The following is a 4,638-nucleotide window of genomic DNA, read 5'->3' as shown; positions in this document are numbered from 1 at the left end:
TTACAGTAATCCTAACTTCTTCACCCTCAACTTTCCTAAGTGTCGACTTTACCCTAACGTAAACCTTCCTCAGTGTTGGTTTCCTCAATGACGCTTGTCCCTTCTCGGCCCTCCTCCTCCACCCCTTTAATATTGAGTAAGCGTCGCTTATTGCCTTGTCCACGTAGTGGGAAGCTAAAACGTTGATTTTCTCTAACTCATCCCTCAACTTCTTGTAAACTTCTTTTTTCTTAGGCAAGGTTATTTTGATCTTAGTGGCTTTCTTACCTTTCTTTACTTCCTTCCTCTCTATCTTAGTCCTCTCCCATAACCAGTCTAGAGCTTTGTGTAGTAGGTGTTTATAGTTCTCCAGTAATATCTTGCTCTCCTCCTTCTTATCGTTCTTCAGAGAGTACGTTAGGTAGACGTATTCTTCTTGTGGTTGGAATGATTTAAGCCTTAAGCTCTTCGACACATTTCTTCACCATCTCATATTTATGGCTCCTCATTCCATACAACTTTCCACTAAAGGAGACTAGTATAGAGATTAAGTCTTCTATTAACTCTTGCTCTGGTGTTTTGTCCTCCTTGTTTAGAACGACTATCTCACAGTTGTGTGCTTTGCATACTTCTTCAATTATCTCGAAACCGAATCTAACTAGTCTGTCTGGGTAGGCTATGACAACTTTCGACACTTCATTGTTTAGTATCATCCTCAACAACTTGAGGAATCCTTTCCTCTTCATATTCAATGAAGATCCGACGTCAGTTATTACTTGGTCGTAGTTCTTAACGTTCTCCTCCAAGTATTTTACTTGGTTTATTAAGTCGTCTTTCTGTGTGTTTGATGATACTCTTGCGTAAAGGATCACTTTCCTCTTTCTAACAATCCCCACAAGTCTTTCGACGTCTTCTTCCTTGAACCTCCACTTCCCAGTTTCTAGTATCACGGGTTTTATGTACCCTTTCTTAACATATTCTCTGAGTGTTGCGTATGATATTCCTAGGCGTTGGCACACTTCTTTAGGTCTTAACATTGTATAAAATTTTATGATGAAATAATATAAACTTTACGGTTTATCTGAAACTGCTAACAACGGCTTTAGAATAAAGGAAAGCGGATTTAATGTAAAGAAATACATTTCCCTTACAAAATTAGGGGAGAAGAACCTCACCTCTCCAAGTTGCCCTTTATCTCACACTCCCTCTTCGGAAAATTTCTTAGTATACGATGATCACTTCGCTCTTCTTACCACTAAAAAGCATTGTGTTAAAGAAAGGAAGATAAGGAGGTGGATAACGTCTTCAAGGTTGCCCCACTTTCCTGCCAAAATCCTCCATGACTCTCTTGGCCTTTTGGTGGAAGAAGTGAATACTTGTGAAGGATCCTCTTATTTTCCCTTCACCTCTCAATTTATGTACGGTTGTTAATAACAACATTATGCTCAAAACAAATTAATAGCAATAGTATATATTAGGAATTATGGAAGAGTGGGGATTTAGCCAATCCGGTTCTCAGATCTCCACTAATTTTCAGCTCTTATCATTCTCTAGCGCTCCTTTTCAAGTGCTAGTAGATAATGATTTCGGTAATCTCATAGTTGAATTCAAGAGAAGTGTTGAGAAAAGCTTTGAGGGTGAGGCTTTTGTTACTATTGGAGTTGACGAGAACGGTAGAATAGCTTATATCTCAATAGAGCCGTTGGATAAAGATCTAAAGGAAGGTATAAAGGGAATTAAAAATGAGTGAAGTCCTAAATTATGCATTACAAGAAATTCAGGAGGGGAAGTACAAGATAGAAACTGATGAGGAAAACCTAGAGCTAATTCTCCACCCTGTTTTGCTTAAAGTGTTTAAGAAGGATGATAAATACTCTTTCGTGGTTCGGAACATTATATCTGTGAATACTGATAAACCAAGATTTGGCCCCCTTTGCTCTAGTAACACTTTAAATTCTAGACCGGCCCGGATCAGGAAGACAGAGGTTTTAAAGGAGCCTAAGATCGTGTTGAAAATGTATGAGAAAATTTTCAACATTATAATAAATGTTACTAATATTTCAATTTATCCAGAGTATAGGGATTCATTTGGCTCACCATGCGTGATGGTCTCAACGGTGGTTTTATATTAAATGTGAATTTACGAGACATGCTCAAGAAAGGCTAAGACTTAGGTTAGAAGAACTAAGCAAAAATTACGGGATAGAAATAGTAGGTGAAATTCAGAGAGTAATTGACGAATTTTGCAAAGCTGAAAAGATAGCTGCTAAAAAACTTAATGATGAGGAAAGTTATTGCAAAAAATTAAGCTTTAATTGTTTATATCTTATCACGGTTTTTGTACAGTTTGATAGAAGAAGAATTATCACATTATTTCCTACTAATAAACCATCAACGATAAAGAAATTTTGTTAACTTTACCGAAAGGCTATAATATGTATTTATTATCTAACACTGTGGCTTAGCTGACTTCCTTATATAGAACATAGTTATTCATCAGTCCCATGTCCTAAATTCGGCAGGAAGATGGTTGAGGTTTCTCGTCATAGGTTTAAGTGCACTTGTAATTGTGAAAACGATCGTGACGTAATTGCAGTGGTTAATGGGAGGGAGTTCTGACCCTCTCAACTGCTCCTCAGATATAGCCCCGAATCTATGGTGGGAACTATGAACCCCTTGGAAGGGAGCCCTTGCCCTTCCACGGTAGACCCAAAATCACCTCCTTAAAAATAAATCTATAGTGTAAATAAGTGGAGTGTGGACATAGTGTCGTCGTTAAGCTACAAATTCTGGGATTAACCTTCTCTCCCACAAGACTAGGGCTATGGAGTACATCATGCTACGAATGCTCCTATTTACTGCCTTCGTCGCTCTCTCGAATCTAATTAGCCTATCCCTTAATGAGGAATGAAAGGACTCATTAGGGTTAACTGGTGAGACAACCGTGTGGTCTTTCAACCAGTAGTACAAGTTATAATCGTCATTCACCCATCTACCCTCTTCGGGCAAATACTTTTTGACCTCACGGAAAGTACTCTCATCCCTATCCCCCAAAATGAGGTATACTCCCGGCTTCGTGTACACGTAACAAGTGAAAACCCACTTGTAAAAAGCCCTAGCATTCTTGTACAAGTAAGTCCACATCTCATCAACAACCTTAGTAACAACCTTACCCTTGACCAACTCCTTAGCCCTACCCCACAACTCAACCAACTTCTCATACTTCTGCCCACCATAACGCTTAATCCAAGTGAAAACAGTACCAAGAGGTACGTTAAGCACCCTAGAAATAGCCCTCATACTCATACCATTAGCATACATTCTCAAAGCCTCCTCCCTCAACTTCCTAGAATGATGATGATAACTAGCATCACCCAAGAAGTACTTACCACAATCCCTACACAAATACTTCTGCCTACCCAAAGGCCTACCACACTTAACAACATGATGACTACCACAAGAGGGACAAGAAACGTCTTGCCTAAATACAGGCTTCCTACCCGTCAGTGGTACTCGTTATACAAATATAAATAACTTAACGACGACACTATCTCCACACTCTAACGTAAGTATGTAAGTTTTATATCGTTTAATAGCAGTAATGTTTTCTATAAATTCAGCTTATAAAAAGTCATGTTAATTACTTTGTGTTTCACTTCAAATTTTATCAAGGACAACGTTAAACTCACTTTTAATCTATATTTGATTTTAAATTTAAGAAAGTTTAGTAAAATTAATATTTGATAAAAATCAAGAATTACATAAAGCGGAGTTTCTGCTGAATTTAAATTAATCCTAATTCTTTTGCCAAATCTTCTAACCTCTTTGCTTCCCTTTTCAATTCCTTTATAAAAAGTGATGAAGGCTTTTCCCATTCTTCTGGAGTGAAGGCGAAGAATTCTATACGTGCTCTTAAATGCTTTCCCAACTTCTCAAGCCTATCAATGTATCTTAAGCCTTTAAAATCTGGAGATATTATCACTAAATCTATGTCACTGATCTCTAAGTAATCTCCTCTAGCTCTAGAGCCTACAACATACACATCCTTAACACTAATTTCCTTTTTTACATCATTTATGAACTCTATTGCTTTTTTCACCAATTCAATCTGGCTCTTTAACGCAGATTTTGCTTTACCCATTCTATCACCTTCTCTGCCTTCTTAACTAATTCCTCTGCATCCTCTTCAGTATAAAGTGAATATGGTATGGTATTAGCTGCATCTGGATATCTAGAGATTGTATAATGTAAAGTAAGTTTATTTACTTCATTTCTAATCTCATCTACAGGTAATCCAATCTCCTCCTTTATTATGTCTAACAACTCGTTTAAATCGTGAGTTCGTTCAATCTTTCCCTTATCTATTAATAATGCCTTTAAAGCCTTCTCAGCAGCTTGTTCAGCCCAAAATGCTGAAGCATAGTAATGACCAGTTGCGATAGTATCCTTAGCTGTTGCCAAATCTTCTAAAGCTTGTTTGAACCACTTTCCTGCTTCTTCTTTCATCAGTAGAATAGTATTTAAACTTTTTAATATGATTTGCTTTGTGGACTACTTCAGAATTATACAAAAATTTATAAAAAATAATTACGAGTATTACTCATGGGAAAGAGTAAGTACAAGAGGGATTGGCACAAGTACGACGAGAACGTTATAATG

At 37.3% G+C, this 4,638-nt stretch carries 7 protein-coding genes and 2 pseudogenes; 3 read left to right on the top strand and 6 right to left on the bottom strand.

Annotation, left to right across the window (positions count from 1 at the left end):
• The 3 genes and pseudogenes from WIW52_RS09400 to WIW52_RS11320 form a co-directional block, all read right to left on the bottom strand.
• A pseudogene (locus WIW52_RS09400) lies at positions 1-454 on the bottom strand (RNA-guided endonuclease TnpB family protein); the annotation flags it as partial.
• The gene (locus WIW52_RS09395; RefSeq protein WP_337710106.1) at positions 432-1,016 is read right to left on the bottom strand and encodes an IS607 family transposase; all 585 of its coding nucleotides are present in this window, start codon (positions 1,014-1,016) and stop codon (positions 432-434) included. The gene WIW52_RS09395 and the pseudogene WIW52_RS09400, both read right to left, overlap by 23 nt.
• Positions 1,017-1,290: 274 nt before the next feature.
• Positions 1,291-1,381 (bottom strand): annotated as a pseudogene (locus tag WIW52_RS11320) (IS200/IS605 family accessory protein TnpB-related protein); the annotation flags it as partial.
• 81 nt (positions 1,382-1,462) lie between these two features.
• On the opposite strand from WIW52_RS11320, the gene WIW52_RS09390 reads away from it, so the two are divergent.
• The 3 genes from WIW52_RS09390 (at position 1,463) to WIW52_RS11315 (ending at position 2,598) form a co-directional block, all read left to right on the top strand.
• Complete coding sequence (locus WIW52_RS09390; RefSeq protein WP_337710104.1) at positions 1,463-1,729, top strand: hypothetical protein; 267 nt, start codon at positions 1,463-1,465, stop codon at positions 1,727-1,729.
• Positions 1,722-2,111, top strand: coding sequence for a hypothetical protein (locus tag WIW52_RS09385; RefSeq protein ID WP_337710102.1), 390 nt, complete (start codon positions 1,722-1,724; stop codon positions 2,109-2,111). Before WIW52_RS09390 ends, WIW52_RS09385 begins: the two co-directional genes overlap by 8 nt.
• Positions 2,112-2,505: 394 nt before the next feature.
• The gene (locus WIW52_RS11315; protein ID WP_443295668.1) at positions 2,506-2,598 is read left to right on the top strand and encodes a hypothetical protein; all 93 of its coding nucleotides are present in this window, start codon (positions 2,506-2,508) and stop codon (positions 2,596-2,598) included.
• Positions 2,599-2,754: 156 nt separating this feature from the next.
• Here the strand turns inward: WIW52_RS11315 and WIW52_RS09375 are convergent, their stop codons facing one another.
• From WIW52_RS09375 to WIW52_RS09365, 3 genes are all read right to left on the bottom strand, one after another.
• Positions 2,755-3,486, bottom strand: coding sequence for an IS1 family transposase (locus tag WIW52_RS09375; RefSeq protein ID WP_337710107.1), 732 nt, complete (start codon positions 3,484-3,486; stop codon positions 2,755-2,757).
• A gap of 277 nt (positions 3,487-3,763) precedes the next feature.
• Complete coding sequence (locus tag WIW52_RS09370) at positions 3,764-4,120, bottom strand: nucleotidyltransferase domain-containing protein (RefSeq protein WP_337710100.1); 357 nt, start codon at positions 4,118-4,120, stop codon at positions 3,764-3,766.
• On the bottom strand, positions 4,096-4,485 hold the full coding sequence (locus tag WIW52_RS09365) for a HEPN domain-containing protein (RefSeq protein WP_337710098.1): 390 nt from the start codon (positions 4,483-4,485) through the stop codon (positions 4,096-4,098). Before WIW52_RS09365 ends, WIW52_RS09370 begins: the two co-directional genes overlap by 25 nt.
• Positions 4,486-4,638: the final 153 nt, after the last annotated feature.

The organism is Stygiolobus sp. RP850M, assembly GCF_037389295.1.
GTDB lineage: Archaea > Thermoproteota > Thermoprotei_A > Sulfolobales > Sulfolobaceae > Stygiolobus.
This window is presented reverse-complemented; position numbering and strand designations above follow the sequence as displayed.

Bases quoted from the DNA above. Each gene is read 5' to 3' on its own strand.
- WIW52_RS09385 (WP_337710102.1), top strand. From the start codon at position 1,722: ATGAGTGAAGTCCTAAATTATGCATTACAAGAAATTCAGGAGGGGAAG.
- WIW52_RS11315 (WP_443295668.1), top strand. From the start codon at position 2,506: ATGGTTGAGGTTTCTCGTCATAGGTTTAAGTGCACTTGTAATTGTGAA.
- WIW52_RS09365 (WP_337710098.1), bottom strand. From the start codon at position 4,485: ATGAAAGAAGAAGCAGGAAAGTGGTTCAAACAAGCTTTAGAAGATTTG.
- WIW52_RS09395 (WP_337710106.1), bottom strand. From the start codon at position 1,016: ATGTTAAGACCTAAAGAAGTGTGCCAACGCCTAGGAATATCATACGCA.
- WIW52_RS09370 (WP_337710100.1), bottom strand. From the start codon at position 4,120: ATGGGTAAAGCAAAATCTGCGTTAAAGAGCCAGATTGAATTGGTGAAA.
- WIW52_RS09390 (WP_337710104.1), top strand. From the start codon at position 1,463: ATGGAAGAGTGGGGATTTAGCCAATCCGGTTCTCAGATCTCCACTAAT.